The following is a 334-nucleotide window of genomic DNA, read 5'->3' on the forward strand; positions in this document are numbered from 1 at the left end:
TCAGGGTTCGTTCGCTGGGCGGTGTCTCAACGCGCAGCGACCGACGTTGAGGAGTGCTCGTGCGGCGGATGACGGCTCGGCCGGCCAATACTCACCAGGCACACCTGCTGCGTCTGCTGCGGGACGGTGGGCGCAGCTCACGGGCCGAACTGGGGGAACGCATCCAGCTCTCCCGCTCCAAACTGGCTGTTTAGATCGACCGGCTGCTGGAGACGGGCCTCGTGGCCACCGATGGGTTCGCTGCTTCCCGAGGGGGCCGGCGGTCCCACAGCGTGCGGCTCGCACCAGGTCTGCGCTTCCTCGGCGTGGACATCGGCGCAACCTCCATCGACGT

The 334-nt window shown here is 68.3% G+C and carries 1 pseudogene; it reads left to right on the forward strand.

Annotated elements, in window-relative coordinates:
• Positions 1-68: 68 nt before the first annotated feature.
• A pseudogene (locus ACSNOK_RS33630) lies at positions 69-334 on the forward strand (winged helix-turn-helix transcriptional regulator); the annotation flags it as partial.

It is taken from the genome of Streptomyces sp. URMC 126, assembly GCF_051386555.1.
Taxonomy (GTDB): domain Bacteria; phylum Actinomycetota; class Actinomycetes; order Streptomycetales; family Streptomycetaceae; genus Streptomyces.